The sequence below is a fragment of the Paraburkholderia sp. genome, assembly GCF_024281035.1.
Lineage (GTDB): Bacteria > Pseudomonadota > Gammaproteobacteria > Burkholderiales > Burkholderiaceae > Paraburkholderia.
Map to the genome: position 1 here is coordinate 1 of NZ_JAMXLH010000019.1, position 21,892 is coordinate 21,892.

Sequence of the window (21,892 nt, forward strand, 5' to 3'; positions counted from 1 at the left end):
GAACACTGTATTTTTGTACAGTGGTGTCACTTTGAACGCGCCATCTTCCGCCTCGTCGAAGCCAGACGCAAACAGCGCTACTCGCAAGATCATTCACTGCGACTGCGACTGTTTCTACGCATCGGTCGAAATGCGCGACGATCCGTCGTTGCGCGGGCGTCCGCTTGCCGTCGGCGGGCGGCCCGACCAGCGTGGCGTCATTGCGACCTGCAATTACGAGGCGCGGCGCTTCGGCGTTCATTCGGCGATGTCGTCGGCGCTCGCCATGCGCAAGTGCCCGGATCTGCTGATTCTGCCGACGGCGATGGAAAAGTACCGCATCGCGTCGCGTCAGATCATGGCGATTTATCGCGATTACACACCCGATGTGGAGCCGCTCTCGCTCGACGAGGCCTATCTCGACGTGACGCACGCCACGCGCTGCAAGGGCAGCGCCACGCTGATCGCACAGGAAATTCGTGAGCGCGTGCGCGCGACGGTGGGCGTCACGGTTTCGGCGGGCGTCGGGCCGAGCAAGTTCATCGCGAAGATCGCCTCGGACTGGAACAAGCCCGATGGCCTTTGCGTCGTGCGCCCGCACGAAGTCGATGCGTTCGTGGCGGCGTTGCCGGTGCGCAAGATTCACGGCGTCGGCAAGGTGACGGCCGCGAAGCTCGAAAAGCTCGGGCTCACGACGTGCGCGCAGTTGCGCACGTGGTCGCTGATCGATCTGCATCGCCAGTTCGGCGTGTTCGGCAAGCGGCTATACGAACTGTCGCGCGGTATCGACGAGCGGCCCGTGCGCGCGGATCAGGAGCGCAAGTCGGTGAGCGTCGAGACGACTTACGTCAACGATCTGCTCACGCTCGAAGCATGCTGCGAAGCGCTTGAGCCGCTCGCCGCACAACTCGATGCGCGCATCGAGCGCGCGGGTTGCGCGCATGCGGTGCGCAAGCTGTTCGTGAAGATCCGCTTCGCGAATTTTCAGCGCACGACGGTCGAGTGTGTCGGTGACGCAACCAGCCTGCCGACCTTCCTCGCCATGCTCGAAAAGGGCCTTGCGCGGCGCAAGCAAGCCGTGCGTCTGCTCGGTGTGGGCGTGCGGCTCGAAGAGGAAAATGCCGCGCTGCGCGGCCAATTTGCGCTCTTTGACGAAGATCCAGACGAAAACCCCAGCGACAGCCCCCTCACACCCGACGCGTAGAAGGGGCACTGGCGGCAAGCGGTCATTGTGAATTCGCTCATCGATATCGCGCTGCGAAGCAGCTCGGATATCTATCGAAAAGCAGCGCGTTCAGGCGTGCATCGCACGAGCCGTGCAGGCAATAAAAAACCGCGCACGGGATCGCTCCCGTGCGCGGCTCGTTTCGGTGCGACCCGGCGCCAGCCTTACTGCTGCGCCGGCGGCTCTTCCATGCCGTTGTGACGCAGCAGCGCGTCGATGCGCGGCTCGCGTCCGCGGAACGCCTTGAACGATTCCATCGCCGGGCGGCTGCCGCCTACCTCCAGAATTTCCTGACGATAGCGCGTGCCGGTGGCCACATCGAGCACGCTCGACTTTGCCGCCTGCGCCGCTTCTTCAAAAGCGGCGTAGGCATCGGCGGAGAGCACTTCAGCCCACTTGTAGCTGTAGTAGCCCGCCGCGTAGCCGCCCGCGAAGATATGGCTGAACGTGTTCGGCCAGCGCGAGAACGCGGCCTGCGGAATGACGTGATAGCGCGCGTTGATTTCGCGCGCGAGGTCGTTCGCGCTCTTGCCTGCGGAGGCTTCGAAGTCGACATGCAATGCCATGTCGAACATCGAGAACACGATCTGGCGCAGCGTGGCGAGGCCGCTCTGGAAGTTCTTCGCAGCCAGCATCTTGTCGAACAGTTCGCGCGGCAGCGGCTTTGCGGTATCGACGTGCGAACTCATTTCGCACAGCACGTCCCACTCCCAGCAGAAGTTCTCCATGAACTGCGAGGGCAATTCGACGGCATCCCATTCGACGCCATTGATGCCCGACACGGCCAGCTCGTCCACGCGCGTGAGCATGTGATGTAGGCCGTGACCGAACTCATGGAACAGCGTGATGACTTCGTCGTGCGTGAAGCACGCGGGCTTGCCGCCGACCGGCGCCGAGAAGTTGCAGGTGAGGTACGCAACCGGCGTCTGCACGGCATTGCCTTCGAGCTTGCGGCGCGAGCGCGCGTCGTCCATCCACGCGCCGCCGCGCTTGCCCTCGCGCGCATAGAGGTCGAGATAGAACTGCGCGACGAGCGTGCCATCGGTGTTTTCGACGCGGAAAAAGCGCACATCCGGGTGCCACACGGGCGCGCTGTCGTTGCGGATGCGCACGCCGAACAGCGTTTCGGTGACCTTGAACAGGCCTTGCAGGACGAAGTCTTCGGGGAAGTACTGCTTCACCTCGTTCTCGGAGAACGAGTAGCGTTTCTGGCGCAGACGCTCGGCAGCGAACGCCATGTCCCACGGCTCGATCTGCGTAAGACCCAGCTCGCTCGCGGCGAATTCGCGCAGTTCCTGCCAGTCCTTTTCGGCGTGCGGGCGTGCGCGCGTCGCGAGGTCTTCGAGGAAGCTCATCACCTGTTGCGGCGACTCGGCCATCTTCGGCGTGAGCGAGACTTCGGCGAAGTTGTCGTAGCCGAGCATCTTCGCTTCTTCGGCGCGCAGCTTCAATTGCTCGTCGACGATTGCCGTGTTGTCCCAGTCCGCATTGCCGCCGCCGTATTCCGGGCCGAGTTCCGAGGCGCGCGTGACGTACGCGCGGTACATCGTCTCGCGCATCGCGCGGTTTTCCGAATATTGCAGCACCGGAAAATACGACGGGAAATGCAGCGTGAACTTCCAGCCTTCCTTGTTTTCTCGCTCGGCGGCTTCGTGTGCCGCCGCGATCACATCGTCGGGCAGTCCGGCCAGATCGGCTTCGCTTGTCGCGTAGAACGCGTAGCCGTTGGTCGCGTCGAGCACGTGATCGGAGAACGCCTTCGAGAGCGCCGCCTGGCGCTCCTGCAGTTCGGCGAAACGCGGTTTCTGTTCTTCGGGCAACTCGGCGCCGGACAGGCGGAAGTCGCGCAGCGCATTGTCGAGGATCTTCTTGCGCTCGCCCGAAAGCAACGCAAACGTGTTGTGCGTGGCGATCGCCTTGTACTTCTCGTAGAGCGCGAGATTCTGGCCGACGCTCGACCAGAACTCGGTCACGCGCGGCAGGTTCTCGCCGTAGACGGCGCGCAATTCCGGCGTATCGGCGACGGCGTTCAGATGCCCGACCACGCTCCATGCGCGCGAGAGCGGCTCGGTGGCGCGCTCGACCGGTTCGACCACGTCGCTCCATTGCGCGGGCGTCATCGGCTGGGCTGCGCGCTCGACTGCGGCGCTCGCGTCGGCGAGCAGCACGTCGAGTGCGGGCGTCACATGTTCGGGGCGAATTTCGCCAAAGCGCGGCAGGCCGGTGAAATCGAGCAGCGGATTATCGGAGGAAGAAGTAGCCATGATGCGTCCTGTGTCCTGTCTGTCGCGGTTCGAGGGAGGGTGTCCGGCCGACGAATGTGCACGCGGCGCGCACCCCGATGCATGAGTTATTGGGGCGCGGTGCGCACTTTCCAACCGGGCGATGTCTGCAAAATTAACAGATGTCGGGATGCGATGGCGAAACGGTGCTTCACGCGATGCGGCTGCTGAGCGATGTACGAAGCGATGCACCGCCTGGCACCGCGCGGGGAGCGGACGCAAAAAAGCGGCCTTCGAAGCAAGGCCGCTTCTCGTTGGCCGCGTGCAATCGCTGCGACGCGGGCCACCCAACTGAAAGGTACGTTATGAAAGGCGCAATGAAAGGCGTTATGCGTTCGCGGCGGCGCGCTCGGCCGCTTCGATCGTGTTGACGAGCAGCATCGTGATCGTCATCGGGCCGACGCCGCCAGGCACCGGCGTGATGTGACCGGCCACTTCCTTGAGCCCGGCGAAGTCGACGTCGCCGCACAGCTTGCCGTTGTCGTCGCGGTTCATGCCGACGTCGATCACCGTCACGCCCGGCTTCACCATGTCGGCGGTGAGGATGTTGCGCTTGCCCACGGCCGCCACGACGATATCCGCCGTGCGCGTGTGCGCGGCGAGATCGCGCGTCTTGCTATGGCAGATCGTGACCGTTGCGCCTGCTTCGAGCAGCAGCATCGCCATCGGCTTGCCGACGATGTTCGAGCGGCCGATCACGACCGCGTTGGCGCCCGCGAGCGGGATGCCGTACGCCTCGCACATTTTCATCACGCCATAGGGCGTGCACGGGCGAAAGAGCGGCTGGCCCGTCATCAGCGCGCCGGCGTTGGAGACGTGAAAGCCGTCCACATCCTTCTCGGGCGCAATCGCCTCGATCACCTTGTGACTGTCGATGTGCTTCGGCACCGGCAACTGCACGAGAATGCCGTGGATCTTCGGATCGTTGTTCAGCTCGTCGATGCGCTTGAGCAGGGCGGCTTCGGAGAGCGTGGCCGGATAGCGGTCGTACGACGAATAAAGGCCGTTGTCCTCGCAGGCCTTCACCTTGTTGCGCACGTAGACTTCGCTTGCCGGATTGTCGCCGACCAGGACGACGGCAAGGCCCGGTTGATGGCCGCGGGCGGTGAGGGCGGCGGCGCGCGTGGCGACGTCGGCGCGCAGTTGCTTGGACAGGGCGTTGCCGTCGATGAGGGTGGCTGTCATGGTCGGTCGAGATGAGAGTGGGCAGTGCGGGGGCAATGGAAAGCGCGCCCGGCGCGAGCCGGGCGCGCTTGTTGCGAAGCGTCACATTATACCGTCGCGGCGCACGCGCTTTGGCGTGCCTGGGATGGCGCGCCGATCCGCAGCGATGTGCGGCGATGTGCGGCGATGGCGCGTGCCGCGCGAACCCGCCTGCCCGATTGGGCAGGCGGCGCGCACAGCGGCATCGGGCAGGGCGAGCGCTTGAGGGCGCTTGAGGGCGCTGACGAACGCTTACGCTTGCGGCTGGTTCGGCTTGTTGGAGAGCGCGAGACGCAGCAGGTCGGCGACCGTGTTGACGTTCAGCTTTTCCATGATGTTCGCGCGGTGCGCTTCGACGGTCTTGATGCTGATGCCGAGATCGTCTGCGATCTGCTTGTTCAGGCGGCCCGCGATGATGCGTTCGAGCACCTGGTGCTCGCGTGCGGTCAGCTTGCCGAGGCGCTCGGCGGTGGCGCGCTGCTGCTGTACGTTGGTGCTCTCGCTGCGCGCCTTGTCGAGCATGCGCTCGACCAGCTTGCGCAGTTCGGCTTCGTCGAACGGCTTTTCGATGAAGTCCATCGCGCCTTTCTTCATCGTCGAGACGGCCATCGGCACGTCGCCGTGGCCGGTCACGAAGATGATCGGCAGCGAAGCGTTTTCGGCGATCAGGCGTTCCTGCAATTCGAGCCCGCTCATGCCCGACATCCGGACGTCCAGAATCAGGCAGGCGATCTGCCCGGCGTGCTGGGCCGGCTGATACGCTTCGAGGAACTCTTCGGCGCTCAGGAAGCACTGCACCCGGTAGCCGTTCGCTTCGAGCAGCCAGCGCAAGGAATCTCGTACTGCCTCATCATCGTCGACAACAAAGACGGTTTCCTGGGTGGTGACTGGGCTGTTCATGGCTCTCCCGTAACGGTGGATGGAGTCGGCTCGTCGGCGCCGTCGCGAGACGGTGTGTCCGGTTCGCCAATCGGCAGACTGCAATGGAACGTGGCGCCGCTGATGCGGCCGTCGGCTTCTATGTTATTGACGACCCACAGGCGCCCGCGGTGCGATTCGATGATCGAACGGCAAATGTTCAGCCCCATGCCCATGCCGTCGGACTTGGTGCTGTAGAACGGTTCGAAGAGGCGTTCGGCCGTGGCTTCGTCCACGCCCGGACCCTGGTCCACGACGCTGATGCACACGTGGCCGCCATCGCGCTTCACGATCACGCGGATCAGCGGATCCATGGCGTTCGGACGGGCTTCGGACATCGCTTCGGCAGCGTTCTTCAATAGATTGACGAGCACCTGCTCGATCAGCACCGGATCGACGTAGATCACGGGCATGCGCGAGCGCATGTCGGTCACGATTCGGATGCGGCGCTTGCGCGCTTCGAGTTCGGCGAGGCCTACGGCGTCGGCGACGATGTCGGCCACGCGCGTGGCCTGCCGCTTCGGCTCGGAGCGCTTCACGAATTCGCGGATGCGCTTGATGATCATGCCCGCGCGCACTGCCTGCTGGGCGGTTTTTTCGAGCACGGGCAGCAGGTTATCGGGCGCGGCGCGGCCCGACTTGACGAGCGCGACGGTGCCCGACGCGTAGTTATTGATCGCGGCGAGCGGCTGGTTCAGTTCGTGCGCGAGCGACGACGCCATTTCGCCCATCGTCATCAGGCGGCTCGTGAACTGCAGCTTCTCGTCTTGCTGCCGCGCGAGTTCCTGGGCCTGCTTGCGCGTGGTGATATCGGTCGCGATCTGCATCTGCGCGAGGTGGCCGTCCACCCACTGGATGTACTGGCGCCGCACCTCGAACCACTTCTGGATGCTCTCGACGTACACCTCCTGCGCGTCGGCGGTGCTCTCGGTCAGCGCCGTGGCGGGCAGGCCCGCGAACGCGTCGACCATGTCGATCGAGTCCGACGACGCATTCGCCGAATCGAACCCGCCGCCGCCCGCCAGTTCCAGGTGGCCGTCCGGCCGGATGCCGAAGAGGTGACGATAGTAGCGGTTTGCAAACAGCAGTTCGGCTTCGTCGGCGGCGAGCACGGACACGGCGGCGTCGAGGCTCTCCAGCACGGTCGTGAAGCGTTCGTGCGCGGCGGCGAGTTCCTCGCGCGCGCGTCTCGGCTCGGTGATGTCGGTCATCGACGACATCCAGCCGGTCTGGCGGCCCGAGCTGTCGATGAGCGGCGAGACATAAAGCCGTGCATGGAACTGCGAGCCGTCCTTGCGGCGCACGCGCAGCTCGAACCCCGACGACGGCGCCTTGCCGCGCAGCGTCATGTCGAGCTGGCGCTGCATTTCGGGGTAGGTGTCGCGCGGCCAGTACGGGAACGGTGCGTTCTTGCCGACGAGGTCGCTTTCGTCCCAGCCGGTCATGCGGCAGAACGCCGGATTCACGTGTGTGATGCGCCCATGCATGTCGAGCACGCGCATGCCGATCAGCACCGAGTTCTCCATCGCGCGCCGGAAGAACGCTTCCGCGTAGAGCGCCTGCTGCGCCTCGAAACGCTGGCGCGTGTGCTTCCACAGGCTCCAGAGGCTCCACAGCACGAAGCACGACAGACCCGCGACCAGCCACACGAGCGTGTTGTTCGTGAAGTTGGTCATCTGCGGATACGAGTACACGCGCACCGACAGGCCCTGGCCAGGCGGATCGAGCGGCAGGTCGTAGTAGACGTCGCGCGGCAGGCGGGGCCGCGTCGAGGTCGTCGCGAGTTCGCGGTCGTTTGAGCCGTTCGCGTCGAGAATCGAGATCTTGTACTTGGCCGACAGCTCGGGCGGGATGTCGTGTTTCAGGATCCCTTCGACCGAGAACACGGCCGCGATCGAGCCGAGAAATTCCCGATCGCGGTATACAGGCGTTTGAAGGGTGATGTAGCCGTTGCCGAGATCGTCGTAAATGAGCGGCGAATACACCTGGCGGCGCGTCGCGCGCGCCTCGGCGAAGGCGGCCTTGACCGCTTCGTCCATCTGCGAATCGGTGGGCTTGGCGAGACGCTGGCCGAACACCGGCATGGCCGTATTCGGCCAGCGCGGCTGCTGCGTGCTCGTATACCAGTTCAGATAGAGGATCTCGGGATGACCCTGCATGATGTCCGTGGTGGACACCTGAAACGACTGGGGATCGGCGTGCCCGGCCGCGATGTCGCGCGCGAGCGCCTGAAGCTGCTCCTGCGCTCCCGTCATGGAGAGGCGGATCTGCTGCTGGGCCCACGCGACGTTGCGGTAGAGCGTGTCTTCCTGCTGCTGCTGTTCGCGCCGGTTCAGGCTCCACAGGATCAGGCTCATGACGACCAGAAACACGAGGATCGACAGGAGCGGCGTGAGCAAATAGGAATTGGACCACCAGGGTCCGTGGTGCCAGCGAGACGGCGAGGAGTCGCCGGGCGAACCGGGCGGCCGCGCCGAACGTGCGAAAAGCCGATCGGTCAACATGGCAAGGATTGTAGCGCAGCGTAAGACACTGAAATGCCATGAAAAAAGCGGCAAATCGCAGATAAACCGGCGCAAACTGACCGATATCGCCGAAGGGGCGCGAACGATTCAGCGTGCATCGCAACAATTTTCCACATTATAAAATCACATCTCGCAATTCGAAAATTTTGTTGCGCGAGGTCGACGGGGGTCATTACAATCGCCTGGAAGCTGCTGCGGCTGGCCCCGGCTCGTCCCGAAGCTGCCGCCCGCATGGCCCGATCAACAGCGTTCCCCAGATCAGGAGACGAGCATGTCCGCTGTACCCGACGAAGTCCTGAAGTACGTAGCCGCCGAGAAGGACGAAGATCCCCAGGAAACCGCCGAATGGCTGGAGGCACTGGACGGCGTCATTTCGGCAGTCGGCCCCGACCGCGCCCACTATCTGATCGAAAAGCAGATCGAATTCGCCCGCGTGCATGGCGAACATCTGCCGTTCTCGGCGAACACGCCGTACATCAATACCATTCCGGTCGCCAACCAGGCCAAGAACCCCGGCGACCAGGACATCGAACACCGCATCCGCTCGTACACCCGCTGGAACGCCATGGCGATGGTGCTGCGCGCGGGCAAGCACACGAACGTCGGCGGCCACATCGCTTCGTTCGCCTCGGCCGCGACGCTTTACGACGTCGGCTACAACCACTTCTGGCGCGCGCCGTCGCCCGAGCACGGCGGCGACCTCGTTTTCGTGCAGGGCCATTCGTCGCCGGGTGTCTACTCGCGCGCGTTCCTGCTGGGCCGCCTGAGCGAGAAGCAGCTCGACAATTTCCGCCAGGAAGTGGGCGGCGAGGGCATCTCGTCGTATCCGCACCCGTGGCTGATGCCGGACTTCTGGCAGTTCCCGACCGTCTCGATGGGCCTCGGCCCGATCATGGCGATCTATCAGGCACGCTTCATGAAGTACCTGCATTCGCGCGGCATCGCGAAGACCGAGGGCCGCAAGGTCTGGGCCTTCCTCGGCGACGGCGAAACGGACGAGCCGGAATCGCTCGGCGCAATCGGCATGGCCGGTCGCGAGCGGCTCGACAACCTCGTGTTCGTCATCAACTGCAACCTGCAGCGTCTCGACGGTCCGGTGCGCGGCAACGGCAAGATCATCCAGGAACTCGAAAGCGAGTTCCGCGGCGCCGGCTGGAACGTCATCAAGGTCATCTGGGGCAGCCGCTGGGACGCGCTCTTCGCGCGCGATAAATCGGGCGCGCTGATGCGCCGCATGATGGAAGTCGTCGACGGCGAATACCAGACGTACAAGTCGGAATCGGGCGCCTACGTGCGCGAGCACTTCTTCAATTCGCCCGAGCTGAAGGCGCTCGTCGCGGACTGGTCCGATGACGACATCTGGAACCTGAACCGCGGCGGCCACGACCCGCACAAGATCTACGCGGCGTTCCAGCAGGCGAGCAACGCCAAGGGCCAGCCGACCGTCATTCTCGCGAAGACGATCAAGGGCTACGGCATGGGCGAAGCCGGCCAGGCCATGAACATCACCCACCAGCAAAAGAAGATGCAGGTGGATCAGCTCAAGAAATTCCGCGACCAGTTCCGTCTGCCGATCACGGACGAGCAGATCGTCGACGTGCCGTACCTCACGTTCGAAGAAGGCTCGAAGGAACTCGAGTACATGCGCCAGCGCCGCCAGGAGCTCGGCGGCTACCTGCCCGCGCGCCGCCGCAAGGCGCAATCGCTGCCGGTGCCGGCGCTCGAAGCGTTCGAGCCGCTGCTCAAGGGCACGGGCGAAGGCCGCGAGATCTCCACGACGATGGCGTTCGTGCGGATCCTGAACATCCTGCTGAAGGACAAGACCCTCGGCAAGCGCGTCGTGCCGATCGTGCCCGACGAGTCGCGTACGTTCGGCATGGAAGGTCTGTTCCGCCAGATCGGCATCTGGAATCAGGAAGGCCAGAAGTACGTGCCGGAAGATTCCGACCAGCTGATGTTCTACAAGGAATCGCAGACCGGCCAGATCCTGCAGGAAGGCATCAACGAAGCGGGCGGCATGGCGGACTGGATCGCAGCGGCGACGTCGTACTCGACGCACGGCGAGATCATGGTGCCGTTCTACGCCTTCTATTCGATGTTCGGCTTCCAGCGCATCGGCGATCTGGCGTGGGCCGCGGGCGACATGCGTTCGCGCGGCTTCCTGATGGGCGGCACGGCTGGCCGCACGACCCTCAACGGCGAAGGCCTGCAGCACGAAGACGGCCACTCGCTCATGTGGGCCGCGTCGGTGCCGAACTGCGTGAGCTACGACCCGACGTTCAGCTATGAAGTCGCGGTCATCATGCAAGACGGTCTGCGCCGCATGATCCAGGAACAGGAAGACGTGTTCTATTACGTCACCCTGATGAACGAGAACTACGAGCACCCGGCGATGCCGCAGGGCGAGCACGTGGCGGCCGACATCATCAAGGGCATGTACTCGTTCCGCAAGGGCGCCGAAAGCGCCACGGCGCCGCGCGTGCAGCTGATGGGCGCGGGCACGATCTTCAACGAAGTGATCGCCGCCGCCGACCTGCTGAAGAACGACTGGGGCGTCGAAGCCGACCTCTGGAGCGTGCCGAGCTTCACGCAGCTCGCGCGCGAAGGCCACGAAGTGGAGCGCTGGAACCTGCTGCATCCGGCCGAGCCGCGTCGCGAATCGCACGTCGAGAAGCTGCTCAAGGACACGCAAGGTCCGGTGATCGCATCGACCGACTATGTGCGTGCGCTCGTCGACCAGATCCGCGGCCTTGTTCCGCGCAAGTTCACGGTGCTCGGCACCGACGGTTTCGGCCGCTCGGACACGCGCGCCAAGCTGCGTCATTTCTTCGAAATCGATCGTTACTGGACGACGGTTGCGGCGCTCAACGCGCTCGCGGACGAAGGCAAGATCGAGCGCAAGGTCGTCGCTGACGCCCTTGCGAAGTACAACCTCGATCCGTCCAAACCCAACCCGATGACCGTCTAACGCATCACCCCTGTGCGTCGCATGTGCGCTGCGCCCGCCTAAAGCGGGCGCGGCGCGCATGCAGCCCCGGAGACACAACAATGAGTCAAGCGATCGAAGTAAAAGTGCCGGACATCGGCGATTACAAGGACATTCCTGTGATCGAGGTGCTGGTCAAGGCGGGCGATACCGTCGAAAAAGAGCAGTCGCTCGTCACGCTGGAGTCGGACAAGGCCACCATGGACGTGCCGAGCCCCGCGTCGGGCACGGTCAAGGAAGTGAAGCTCAAGGTGGGCGACAACGTGTCCGAAGGCACGCTCGTGCTCGTGCTGGACGGCGCTGCCGCCGCACCCGCTGCCGCACCTGCTGCACCTGCTGCACCTGCTGCACCTGCTGCACCTGCCGCTGCCGCAGAGAAGAACGTTGCGAGCGCACCGGCTGCGGCACCCGCTGCCGCACCCGCACAGCAGGCCGCGCCCGCAGCCGCAGGTGGTGGCGTGCAGTCGGTGAAGGTCCCCGATATCGGCGACTACAAGAACGTGCCCGTCATCGAAATCGCCGTGAAGATCGGCGAGCGCGTCGAGAAGGAGCAGTCGCTCGTCACGCTGGAGTCGGACAAGGCGACCATGGACGTGCCGAGCCCGGCAGCCGGCGTCGTCAAGGCCATCCTGGTCAAGGTCGGCGACACGGTTTCCGAAGGCACCGAAATCTTCGTGATCGAGGCCGAAGGTGCAGCCGCGAGCGCTGCCGCGCCCGCGCCGAAGCATCCGGTCGAAGTGCCGTCGGACGCCCCGGCGCCCGCAGCGGCACAACCCGCGCCCGCCGCCCCGTCGGCGCTCGCGCAGGCGCCGATCATGCCGGCAGGCGACGGCACGCGCCGTTCGAGCCACGCATCGCCGTCCGTGCGCAAGTTCGCGCGCGAACTGGGCGTCGACGTTGCCCGCGTCGCGGGCACGGGCCCGAAGGGCCGTATCACCCAGGACGACATCACCGCATTTGTGAAGGGCGTGATGACGGGTGCGCTGGCAGCGCCCGCCGGCGCGGCTGCACCGGCTGGCGGCACGGGCGGAGAACTGAATCTGCTGCCGTGGCCGAAGATCGATTTCACGAAGTTCGGTCCGGTCGATCCGAAGCCGCTGTCGCGCATCAAGAAGATCTCGGGCGCGAACCTGCATCGCAACTGGGTCATGATTCCGCACGTCACGAACAACGACGAAGCGGACATCACCGACCTCGAAGCGTTGCGCGTGCAACTGAACAAGGAAAACGAGAAGGCGGGCGTGAAGTTCACGATGCTCGCCTTCGTCATCAAGGCCTGCGTCGCGGCACTGAAGAAGTTCCCGACCTTCAATGCCAGCCTCGACGGCGACAATCTCGTCTTCAAGCAGTACTACCACGTGGGTTTCGCCGCCGACACGCCGAACGGCCTCGTCGTTCCGGTGATCCGCGACGCGGACAAGAAGGGACTCGTCGACATCGCTAAGGAAATGGCCGAGCTGTCGAAGCTCGCGCGCGAAGGCAAGCTCAAGCCCGAACAGATGCAGGGCGGCTGCTTCTCGATCTCGTCGCTCGGCGGTATCGGCGGCACGCACTTCACGCCGATCATCAATGCGCCGGAAGTGGCGATCCTCGGGTTGTCGCGCGGCCAGATGAAGCCGGTGTGGGACGGCGAGATGTTCGTGCCGCGTCTCACGCTGCCGCTGTCGCTCTCATACGACCACCGCGTGATCGACGGGGCCGAAGCGGCGCGCTTCAATGCGTATCTCGCTTCGATTCTCGGCGATTTCCGCCGCGTCATTCTCTGATCGGCGCCCGCCGCCGCGCGGCGGCGGGCGATCGCTCCACAGCAACCTTATTGCATGGGACCGGAGTCCGCGCCTCGGCGCCGGCTCCGGTTGACAAGGGGACACCATGAGTCTCGTCGAAGTGAAAGTGCCGGACATCGGTGACTTCAAGGAGGTCGATGTCATCGAGGTCAACATCAAGGCCGGCGACGTCATCGAAAAAGAACAGGCGCTGCTCGCGCTCGAATCGGACAAGGCCACGATGGAAGTGCCGAGCGATGTTGCGGGCACCGTCAAGGAAGTGAAGCTCAAGCCGGGCGACAAGGTTGCGCAGGGCACCGTGATCGCGCTGGTCGAAGTGTCGGCGGCGGCGGCTGCCGCCGCACCGGCAAGCGCACCGGCACCGAAGGCCGAAGCGTCCAAGGCCGCGGCACCTGCACCGGCGCCGCAGGCCGCAGCGCCCGCGCCGCAGGCCGGCAGCTATAGCGGCGCCGTCGATATCGAGTGCGACATGCTCGTGCTGGGCGCAGGCCCCGGCGGCTACTCGGCTGCGTTCCGCTCGGCCGATCTCGGCATGAAGACCGTGCTCGTCGAGCGTTATTCGACGCTCGGCGGCGTGTGCCTGAACGTCGGCTGCATTCCGTCGAAGGCGCTGCTGCACACCGCGCTGGTTGTCGAGGAGGCCGAAGCACTGGCCGCGCACGGCATCACGTTCGGCAAGCCGCAAGTCGATCTCGACAAGCTGCGCGACTTCAAGTCGGGCGTCGTCAAGAAGCTCACGAGCGGTCTCGCCGGCATGGCGAAGCTGCGCAAGGTCGAGGTCGTGACCGGCGTCGGCACCTTCGTCGATCCGCACCATATGGAAGTGGTGGGCGAGGGCGGCAAGAAGGTCGTGAAGTTCGCCCAGGCGATCATCGCCGCCGGTTCACAGGCCGTGAAGCTGCCGTTCATGCCTGAAGACCCGCGTGTGGTCGATTCGACCGGCGCGCTCGAACTGCGCCAGATCCCGCAGAAAATGCTGGTGATCGGCGGTGGCATTATCGGCCTCGAAATGGCGACGGTCTATTCGACGCTCGGCGCGCAGATCGATGTCGTGGAAATGCTCGACGGCCTGATGGCCGGTGCGGACCGCGATCTCGTGAAGGTCTGGGAAAAGTACAACGCGAAGCGCTTCGCGAACGTCATGCTCAAGACGAAGACGACGAAGGCCGAAGCGAAGGAAGACGGCATTTACGTCACGTTCGAAGGCGAGCAGGCGCCCGCGGGTGGCGCGCAGCGCTACGATCTCGTGCTGGTTGCCGTGGGCCGTTCGCCCAATGGCAAGAGGATCGGCGCGGACAAGGCCGGTGTCGCGGTGACCGAGCGTGGCTTCATCGACGTCGACAAGCAGATGCGCACCAACGTGCCGCACATCTTCGCGATCGGCGACGTGATCGGCCAGCCGATGCTCGCGCACAAGGCCGTGCATGAAGGCCACGTGGCGGCCGAGGCGGCGCACGGCGAGAAGGCGTACTTCGACGCGCTGCAGATTCCTTCGGTGGCCTATACCGATCCGGAAGTGGCGTGGGCCGGCAAGACCGAAGACCAGTGCAAGGCCGAGGGCATCAAGTACGGCAAGGCGGTGTTCCCGTGGGCCGCATCGGGCCGCGCGATCGCCAACGGCCGCGACGAGGGCTTTACGAAGCTGATCTTCGACGAAGAGACGCATCGCGTGATCGGCGGCGGCATCGTCGGCCTGAACGCGGGCGACCTCATCAGCGAGGTCTGTCTTGCGGTCGAGATGGGTGCAGACGCAACCGATATCGGCAGGACGATTCACCCGCACCCGACGCTCGGCGAATCGATCGGCATGGCCGCCGAACTGTACGAAGGCGTTTGCACGGATTTGCCGCCGCAAAAGAAGAAGTAAGCGACCTGAAGCGCGGTGTTCGCTTCAGGCAAACAGAAACGGCGCACCCCGCGAGGGGTGCGCCGTTTTTCATGGATTCAGCGGTACAGGCCGGAGAGAAAAAATTCCCGGTCAGGACAGACCGGGCAAGCGGCACACCGTTCGGGCATGCCGGAGCGTCGATTCAGGCGCGACGGGAGCGTCACGTCGCTTGCGCTCCCTTGTACCTTCCGCGCCAGGCGCCGCGTACCAGCGAGGTGCGAGGTATCAGGCAGGCTTCTTGGCCGTAGCGGCAGCCGAACGCGAAGCTTGTGCAGCAGCCTTGCTCGCCGCAGCCGTGGCGGCGTTGAAGTTGCTTTCGGCCATTTCGACCGCTTGCTTCGTGGCCTTCTGAACCGTTTCGTACGTCGTGTTCGCGGCGTTGATCGCCGACTTGATCACGGCGACGGCCGTTTCCGAACCGGCCGGTGCGTTCTTCGCGACGTTGTCGACGAGCGACTGCACCTTGCGGCTCTGCTCTTCATAGTGCGCTTCGGCGACCTTCGCGAATTCGGCTTGCGTAGCCGACGCGATCTCATACACGTGACGGCCGTACGAGAGCAGCTTCTCGGTCAACGGCTGGGCGTAGCTCGTTTGCAGGGCGAGGAACTCCTGCGCGTCCTTGGCCGACAGCGCGCGTTGTGCGTGCTCCTGCGATTCCGCGAGATTCGAGCGGACAGCCTGAAGATTCAATTCGACGATTTTTTCCACGCCCTCGAAAGCCTTGCCGGTCAAACCGAAGAGGGTTTCGAGATTGGCCTTCTGGGCAGCGGCGAATTGCTCAGGGGTCAGCAGACTCATGTTTACGCTCCTGGATGGATGACGGGCCGTCTGATGCGGTCCGTGTAAGTAAATGGCAAGACTTCGGGGACTCTGCCGCGCACTTTGTGCGTCGCAGCATTGACAATGATTTTAGGATGGCCCGTCAGAAAGTCAAGGATTATTTGTGCGTCGCACAATGCGCATACTCTCTTATTAAACAACTACTTATGCAGCGTGATTAGGGCTGTATCGCTGCGCTTCGCGAGACTTGGGCGGTAATCCTGTTGCTCGCTCAAGGCAAAGCCGCACTGTATCTGGCAAGATGCACTTGCTCTATCCGATGCACATGTCAGAATTACTACGGGCAGATACGGGATTGCATGAGTTGCGTCCACTAAATTCGAGATGGAACGTTAAAGAGCCATCGCAGTCGAATGCGCACTGTGGACGCGTTCGTTCCCCGGTATTTTCCCCAGCATCAAGTTTGGCCCTGCTTGTGCCGTAAACGTCATGCAGACGAATGCGGTGCCGTGTCGGAGGGGAGGGCCGAGCGTCTCGATTGCTGATTTCCATCGGATATCTGGAGCCTGTCGACTGCTTCAATCGGAGGTCATACTTCGGTTTAATGAGCGCCGGTAAGTGCTTCAATTTGCGAATTTTTCGTGGTTTTACTACACTTGGCGAAAGTCCCGCCGCTCCATCCAGAACACCAATGAAATCCGACAAACCCCTGTCGTTCAGACTGATGCACGGTGCGTTGCTCAGCACCGCGCTGTCGGTGGCTGTCTCCGTAGCCATCAGTGCGACGTTCGCCGCGCCCGTTAACGCCTTCGCTGCAACGCAAGATGCAGCCCCGGCCAAGACGACGAAGGCGAAAAAGGCGAAAAAGGCCACTCGCAAGGTCACGAAGGCGGCGCCTGCCGAGGCCTCGCAGACTCCGGCAAAAGCCGCGCCGGCGCCGGCGAAGGTCTCGCAGACTCCGGCGAAAGCCACGCGCACTGCCGCGGCCACCGAGCACGATGCACGCCCGGTTGTGAAGAAACGGCGCGTGAGCTACCGGATGAACGGTCACCACCACACGGCGGTGCGCCGCGTCGCGTTCGAGCCGCGCAACAGCCAGGCATTCGGCCTGCACGAATCGGGCGACGCGCTGATGCTGCGCTCGGGCGTTGCCTACGTGGTCGACCAGAACACGCTTGAGCCGCTCTTCGACAAGAATTCGCATTCCGTCGTGCCGATCGCCTCGATTTCGAAGCTGATGACCGCGATGGTCGTGCTCGACTCGAAGGAATCGCTCACCGAGCAGATCGAAGTGACCGACCAGGATCGCGACTTCGAGAAGAACACCGGTTCGCGCCTCTCGGTGGGCTCGGTGCTCTCGCGCGAGGACATGCTGCACATCGCGCTGATGGCGTCGGAGAACCGCGCTGCGGCCGCGCTCTCGCGCTACTACCCGGGTGGCCGCCCGGCGTTTATCGCGGCGATGAACGCGAAGGCGAAGCAGCTCGGCATGACCGATACGCACTTCGAGAATTCGACGGGCCTGTCCAGCCAGAACGTGTCGAGCGGGCGCGATCTCGCGAAGATGGTCAACGCGGCGTATCAATATCCGCTGATCCGCAAGTTCTCGACGGACCACAGCTACGAAGTGTTCACGGGCAAGCGCAACATCGCCTACAACAGCACGAACGCGCTGATCCGCAGTGCCAATTCGTCGTGGGACATCGGCCTGCAGAAGACCGGGTTCATCAACGAAGCGGGCGAGTGCCTCGTCATGCAGGCGACGATTCACAACCGTCCGGTGATCATGGTGCTGCTCGATTCGAGCGGCAAATACTCGCGCTTTGCCGACGCGGTGCGCGTGCGCGCATGGCTTGACAACGGCGGCGCCGATCAGCAGCCGCACATCACGAGCGCGGACGCGAGCGGCGCGGGAACCTGATCGTAGAGACAGTGTGCCAAAGCGAAAAGCCCTGCAATTGCAGGGCTTTTTCTTTGTCTGGCCGGTATTCGGAAAGCCGCGCAAAGCCGCACAAAATCGTGCTTACGCGGGCTGCGGGCTGCCGTCGGCGGGCTCGGGACGGTAACCGAGCGATTCGGAAATGACGAGCGCGGTCTTGCTGAGCTGACCGAGCCACGAGTCCTGCAGACGGTCGGCGGGCGCCGACAGTGAGAGCCCCGCAACCAGCTTGCCGGTATCGTCGTAGATGCCGGCTGCGATGCAGCGCACGCCCAGTTCCAGCTCCTCGTTGTCGCGCGCGCATGACTGCTGACGCACGTACGCGAGTTCGCGCTCGAGGCGGCTCAGGTCGGTGATGCTGTTGCGCGTGTGGCCCGAGAGGCCGGTACGCGTGGCGTAGGCGCGCACGCGGTTCGCTTCGTCGGCGGCGAGAAAGAGCTTGCCGACTGACGTGAGATGCAGCGGCGCGCGCCCACCGATTGCCCGCACCACCTGCATGCCCGAGCGCTCCGAGTAGGCGCGCTCGATATAGACGATCTCGTCGCCCTGGCGCACCGACAGGTTGACCGTCTGGCCGGTGAGGCGATGCAGTTCGCGCATGGGCATGAGGGCGGCGTCGCGTACCGATAGACGCGCCTTGACGAGATTGCCGAGTTCGAGCAGGCGCATGCCGAGCCGATAGGTGCCGGGGTCGGAACGGTCGACGAGCCGGCAGCTCACCATGTCGTTGAGGATGCGGTGCGCGGTGGACGGATGGAGTTCCGTGCGCTTTGCGAGCTCCTTGAGGCTGACCGGGTCGCTGTGCGAGGCGAGCGCGTCGAGCAGGCGCATCATCCGCTCGATTACCTGAATGGAGGTCTTCTGATCGGGCGTGTTGCCACTTTCGCTCATAGTTCGTATTCGGTAGTCGCGTGAAGCGGAGAGGGCATTGTATATCGTATTGTGAAAAAAGACAGCGTCCATCCGACATACGCGCTGCAACGCATCACCCCGGACCTCGGGAAATGACGCGTTGGTCATGTGCGCGAAACGTCGGATAATCGGGGACGGTTTAACGGAGGAGCTTCCATGCGAGTCGGTTTGTTCGTCACCTGTCTGATCGACACGATGCGTCCCGAGATCGGGTTTTCGGCGCTCAAGCTCCTGGAGCAGGCCGGCTGCGAAGTGATCGTGCCGCCTGCCCAGACCTGCTGCGGACAGCCCGCGTACAACTCCGGCGAGCGCGCGCTCGCACGCGATCTCGCGGAAAAAACGCTGCGCGAATTCGAGCAGTTCGACTACGTGGTGGTGCCGTCGGGTTCGTGCGGCGGCATGATCCGCGTGCATTACGGCGACCTGTTTCGCGACGACCCCGAACTCATGGGCCGCTACGGCAAGCTGCGCGAGCGGGTCTACGAACTGACCGATTTCCTCGTCAACGTCGTGAAAGTGTCGCTGCCGGCGGGCGAATTCGCCGGGCCGGTCACGTATCACGATTGCTGCTCCGGCCTGCGCGAGCTCGGCGTGAAGGAGCAGCCGCGCGCGCTGCTCGCGCAACGCGGCGTCGAAGTGCGCGAGATGACGGGTTGCGAGCACTGCTGCGGCTTTGGCGGGACCTTTGCGGTGAAGTACGGAGCGATCTCGACCGCCATCGCCGACGAAAAGTGCGCGAACGTGCAAGCGAGCGGCACGGGCGCGGTGGTGCTCGGCGACCTCGGCTGCATGCTCAACATCGAAGGGCGCTTGCGCCGCACCGGCGACAGCGCGACGCGCGTGCTGCACGTCGCCCAGGTGCTGGCGGGCGACGCCTGACGCGCCGCCGATCGCTTCGTTCGCTTCCGCCGCTTCCGTCCCGCTCCACCGCCAGGATCCCAGCCCATGCAAGTCCAGTCGATGCACTTCAAGGCGCGCGCCGGTCAGAAGCTCGCTGACCAGCGTCTCCAGCAGAACCTCACAAAACTCTCGACGAAGTTCGTGTCGGCGCGCGCGCAGGCGATCACCGCCATCGACTTCGAGGCGACGCGCACGGCGCTCAAGGCGCGCCGCAACCGTGCGCTGGACAATCTCGATGTCTGGCTGGAGCAGTTCGAGACCGAGGCGACGCGCCGCGGTGTCACGGTGCTCTATGCCGAGACGGCACGCGATGCGGCGAAGCTCGTCGCCGATATCGCGCGCCGGCACAACGTGCGCAAGGTCATCAAGACGAAGTCGATGGTGTCCGAGGAGATGCGGCTGAACACGGTGCTCGAAGAGATGGGTGTCCAGTCGGTCGAGACCGATCTCGGCGAGTACATTCTCCAGATCAACGGCAACGAGCCGCCGAGCCACATCATTGCGCCGGTCGTCCACAAGGACAAGGACGAGATCGCCGATCTCTTCGCGAAGACGCACCACAAGCCGCGCCTCACCGAAATCCCCGACATGACGCGCGAGGCGCGCGAGATGCTGCGCCCGCATTTCCTCTCGGCGGACATGGGCGTGACGGGCGGCAACTTTCTTATCGCGCAGACGGGCTCGGTCGTGCTCGTCACGAACGAGGGCAACGAGGGCATGTGCACGGTGATGCCGCGCGTGCACGTCGCGGTGACCGGCATCGAAAAAGTGCTGCCGACGCTCGAGGATCTGGCGACGGCCATGCGTCTGTTGCCGCGCTCGGCAACCGGGCAGGCGATCTCGAACTACTTTTCCTTGCTGACCGGGCCGCGCGGCAAGGACGACCAGGACGGTCCGGAGCATATGTACGTCGTGCTCGTCGACGGCGGCCGCACCGGGCTGATCGGCGGGGAATTCCAGGAGATGCTGCGCTGTATCCGCTGCGGCGCGTGCATGAATCACTGCCCGGTCTATCAGAAGGTGGGCGGGCACGCTTACGGCTGGGTCTATCCGGGGCCGATGGGCTCGGTGCTGACGCCGAGCTACGTCGGCGTCGACCAGGCGCTCGATCTGCCGCAGGCCGCCACGCTGTGCGGCGAATGCAACAGCGTCTGCCCGGTCGGGATTCCCATCTCCGACCTGCTGCGCAAGCTGCGCGAGAAACAGGTGGAGCGGCACCTGCGGCCGTGGCGCGAGCGCGCGGCGCTGGCGCTCTGGGGCTGGCTGGCGCTGCATCCGCGGGCGTACGCGCTCTTGACGAAGCTTGGCGTGCGCGTGCTGGAGCGCATGGGCGGGCAGGCGCGGCTGATCCGCAAGCTGCCGTTCGCGCACGGCTGGACCGATGGCCGCGACATGCCGGCGCCGGTCGGTCGGACGTTCCGCGAACTGTACGCTGCACGGCACACCCATCTCGATACGACTGGCCGCCGATCGAACGCGAGCTGAGCAGGCGTGCCCAGGCTTCCCGGGCGCACTGTGTAGTTGGAGGAAACAGTGTGTTCGGCGCGAGCCGGTTTTTCATGATTGCGGAAATCTATACTATTTCGGCTGGCGATAGTGCGTCCTGCGCTGATCGCCCAGCCGGGAGAGATCCGCATCATGAGAAAGAAAATATCGGCGTACTGGCCACTGGCCGTCATCGTGCCGTTCGTGGCAATCGCATGGATTCACGCATGGCAAGCGGCCCAACAGCAGACGCCGCTCGCCGTGAGCCAACTGAGCGCCGAACTTTCGCGTGCCGTGTCGTATGGCTACGTCAGCAGTGATGGGGCCGAATCGGTTGCAGTCGTGCGCACCGGCGCGGCGTTGCGGCCGTAGCCCTCGGATCGGGTATCCGTCTTCTTTGTATAATCGCGAGTTGGCCTTGGGTTGGCCTTGGGTTGGCCTTGGGTTTGCCTCGAATTGCTCTCATTCGCGCTGCGCTTCGATACGATGAAAAAGGTTTCCGTTTGTTTCGTTTGCCTCGGCAACATCTGCCGCTCGCCCACCGCTGAGGCCGTGATGCGGCATCTGGTCGAGGAGGCGGGGCTCACGGAGCGCATCGACGTCGATTCGGCGGGCACCGGAGACTGGCACATCGGCGAGGCGCCCGACGCGCGCGCCCAGCGCGCCGGAGGCCGGCGCGGATACGATCTGGCGCCGCTGCGCGCGCGTCAGATAGAAGCGGCCGATTTCCAGCGTTTCGATTTCGTCCTCGCGATGGACGACGCGAACCTGAGTGCGCTGGAGGACGTGTGTCCGGCGCAGGCGCGCAAAAAGGTCCGTCTGCTGATGGAATTCGCGCCGCAGCTTGATGCGCGCGTAGTCGCGGATCCCTATTTCGGCGGCGATGCCGGCTTCGAAACGGTGCTCGATCAGTGCGAAACGGCCTGTGCGGGCCTCCTGGCCGCGCTGCGCACCCGGCTCGTCGACTAGCGCCGGCCCGCCATGACAGAGAAATCCCCCGTTGCGCGATTTGGGCCGTTTTGGGCTATTAACTGCATGGCGAATAACCCAAATGGCGGTGCGGATACTTGACTAATTTGCTCA

Annotated in this window: 16 protein-coding genes; 10 read left to right on the forward strand and 6 right to left on the reverse strand. The window is 64.2% G+C overall.

Annotated elements, in window-relative coordinates; translation table 11 throughout:
* The first annotated feature begins 31 nt into the window (after positions 1-31).
* Positions 32-1,183, forward strand: a complete 1,152-nt coding sequence (dinB, locus tag Q0L30_RS04600; RefSeq protein WP_296651861.1) for a DNA polymerase IV — start codon at positions 32-34, stop codon at positions 1,181-1,183.
* 185 nt (positions 1,184-1,368) lie between these two features.
* Here dinB and Q0L30_RS04605 read toward each other — a convergent pair whose 3' ends face one another.
* The 4 genes from Q0L30_RS04605 to fixL form a co-directional block, all read right to left on the reverse strand.
* Positions 1,369-3,468 (reverse strand): M3 family metallopeptidase, encoded by a 2,100-nt coding sequence (locus Q0L30_RS04605; RefSeq protein WP_296651784.1) that lies wholly within the window; start codon positions 3,466-3,468, stop codon positions 1,369-1,371.
* A 345-nt stretch (positions 3,469-3,813) separates the two neighbouring features.
* Entirely contained in the window at positions 3,814-4,671 is an 858-nt protein-coding gene (gene folD, locus Q0L30_RS04610) for a bifunctional methylenetetrahydrofolate dehydrogenase/methenyltetrahydrofolate cyclohydrolase FolD (RefSeq protein ID WP_296651787.1), read from the reverse strand.
* 270 nt (positions 4,672-4,941) lie between these two features.
* On the reverse strand, positions 4,942-5,589 hold the full coding sequence (gene fixJ / locus Q0L30_RS04615; protein WP_296651790.1) for an oxygen response regulator transcription factor FixJ: 648 nt from the start codon (positions 5,587-5,589) through the stop codon (positions 4,942-4,944).
* Positions 5,586-8,111: an oxygen sensor histidine kinase FixL gene (gene fixL / locus Q0L30_RS04620; RefSeq protein WP_296651793.1), complete on the reverse strand. Its 2,526-nt coding sequence runs from the start codon at positions 8,109-8,111 to the stop codon at positions 5,586-5,588. The genes fixJ and fixL overlap by 4 nt, the downstream gene beginning before the upstream one ends.
* On the opposite strand from fixL, the gene Q0L30_RS04625 reads away from it, so the two are divergent.
* From Q0L30_RS04625 to lpdA, 4 genes are all read left to right on the forward strand, one after another.
* Positions 8,014-8,253 carry a hypothetical protein gene (locus Q0L30_RS04625; protein ID WP_296651865.1) on the forward strand — a complete coding sequence of 80 codons (240 nt, stop codon included), beginning with the start codon at positions 8,014-8,016 and terminating at the stop codon, positions 8,251-8,253. The genes fixL and Q0L30_RS04625 overlap by 98 nt on opposite strands.
* A 150-nt stretch (positions 8,254-8,403) precedes the next feature.
* Entirely contained in the window at positions 8,404-11,100 is a 2,697-nt protein-coding gene (gene aceE / locus Q0L30_RS04630) for a pyruvate dehydrogenase (acetyl-transferring), homodimeric type (protein WP_293042315.1), read from the forward strand.
* 80 nt (positions 11,101-11,180) lie between these two features.
* Positions 11,181-12,884 (forward strand): dihydrolipoyllysine-residue acetyltransferase, encoded by a 1,704-nt coding sequence (gene aceF / locus Q0L30_RS04635; RefSeq protein ID WP_296651807.1) that lies wholly within the window; start codon positions 11,181-11,183, stop codon positions 12,882-12,884.
* Between the two features lie 106 nt (positions 12,885-12,990).
* Positions 12,991-14,772 (forward strand): dihydrolipoyl dehydrogenase, encoded by a 1,782-nt coding sequence (gene lpdA, locus Q0L30_RS04640; protein ID WP_296651810.1) that lies wholly within the window; start codon positions 12,991-12,993, stop codon positions 14,770-14,772.
* 246 nt (positions 14,773-15,018) lie between these two features.
* Here lpdA and Q0L30_RS04645 read toward each other — a convergent pair whose 3' ends face one another.
* Complete coding sequence (locus tag Q0L30_RS04645; RefSeq protein WP_296651812.1) at positions 15,019-15,591, reverse strand: phasin family protein; 573 nt, start codon at positions 15,589-15,591, stop codon at positions 15,019-15,021.
* Positions 15,592-16,264: 673 nt separating this feature from the next.
* On the opposite strand from Q0L30_RS04645, the gene pbpG reads away from it, so the two are divergent.
* Positions 16,265-17,494 (forward strand): D-alanyl-D-alanine endopeptidase, encoded by a 1,230-nt coding sequence (pbpG, locus tag Q0L30_RS04650; RefSeq protein ID WP_296651815.1) that lies wholly within the window; start codon positions 16,265-16,267, stop codon positions 17,492-17,494.
* A gap of 102 nt (positions 17,495-17,596) precedes the next feature.
* On the opposite strand, the gene Q0L30_RS04655 is transcribed toward pbpG, so the two are convergent.
* A complete protein-coding gene (locus tag Q0L30_RS04655; RefSeq protein WP_296651820.1) occupies positions 17,597-18,403 on the reverse strand; it encodes an IclR family transcriptional regulator in 807 nt (268 codons plus the stop codon).
* A gap of 177 nt (positions 18,404-18,580) precedes the next feature.
* Here Q0L30_RS04655 and Q0L30_RS04660 point away from each other — a divergent pair, with 177 nt between their 5' ends.
* The 4 genes from Q0L30_RS04660 (at position 18,581) to Q0L30_RS04675 (ending at position 21,778) form a co-directional block, all read left to right on the forward strand.
* A complete protein-coding gene (locus tag Q0L30_RS04660) occupies positions 18,581-19,303 on the forward strand; it encodes a (Fe-S)-binding protein (protein WP_296651822.1) in 723 nt (240 codons plus the stop codon).
* Positions 19,304-19,369: 66 nt separating this feature from the next.
* Positions 19,370-20,809 carry a lactate utilization protein B gene (locus Q0L30_RS04665; protein ID WP_296651825.1) on the forward strand — a complete coding sequence of 480 codons (1,440 nt, stop codon included), beginning with the start codon at positions 19,370-19,372 and terminating at the stop codon, positions 20,807-20,809.
* Positions 20,810-20,962: 153 nt separating this feature from the next.
* A complete protein-coding gene (locus Q0L30_RS04670; RefSeq protein WP_296651827.1) occupies positions 20,963-21,181 on the forward strand; it encodes a hypothetical protein in 219 nt (72 codons plus the stop codon).
* A 114-nt stretch (positions 21,182-21,295) separates the two neighbouring features.
* Positions 21,296-21,778, forward strand: a complete 483-nt coding sequence (locus Q0L30_RS04675) for a low molecular weight protein-tyrosine-phosphatase (RefSeq protein ID WP_296651830.1) — start codon at positions 21,296-21,298, stop codon at positions 21,776-21,778.
* Positions 21,779-21,892 lie beyond the last annotated feature (114 nt).